The following is a 665-nucleotide window of genomic DNA, read 5'->3' as shown; positions in this document are numbered from 1 at the left end:
ACGGCCAAACAGGACGCTGGTCGAAGCGGCAGCGCTGCTGCCGCCGGCGTTAGCCAAAGCACCGCTGTCAATGGCGAAGCCGCCTTCGAGGGTGAACACAGCAGCCAAGCCGCCACCGAGGTCTTCGCTACCGCGCAGGCCCCAACGCGAGCTGCTCAAACCGCTGCCGCCTTGGATGTTGTTGGAAATGCTGGTGTTGGTGGTAGCCGACTGAACTTTAACGTTCTGCTGACCAACGAATGCATCGGCAACGCCGTACAGGGTCACAGAGGATTGGGCATGTGCAACGCCAGCGGTTGCAGCGAGTGCAGCCAGGGCGATAAGAGTCTTTTTCATTGAGAGTTTCTCCAAGGTTAAACATAGGGCTCCGGCACGGGGACCATTTCAGACTTTCGCCTTTATGGCACCACCAGAGACCCGGGCCAACCCCCGTTTCGGGAAGTTGGGTCTATTGCACCAGACTGGGCTTCAATTCGCAAAGGAATGCCCGAAAAAACAGTCAAGCCGTTGTGCTCAAGCCACAAATAGGCGGGGACCCGTGGAAAAGAAACAACGCCAGCGAAAACCCAGGATTTCTGCTTGCCAGAATCGGCTTTTTAGCCAGATTTCAGTCGACCCAAAGAAAAAAGCCGTTTCACTGAAACGGCTTTTGAGAGAACCCAGGC

The 665-nt window shown here is 56.1% G+C and carries 1 protein-coding gene; it reads right to left on the bottom strand.

Annotated elements, in window-relative coordinates; translation table 11 throughout:
• Positions 1-336: porin (locus tag AC1D1X_RS25110; protein WP_477699607.1), on the bottom strand; the 336-nt coding region annotated here is incomplete at its 3' end.
• Between the last annotated feature and the right edge of the window lie 329 nt (positions 337-665).

Source organism: Polaromonas sp. P1_G4, from assembly GCF_056405475.1.
The sequence above is the reverse complement of the archived record's forward strand: the minus strand, read 5'-3'. Positions and strand labels throughout refer to the sequence as shown.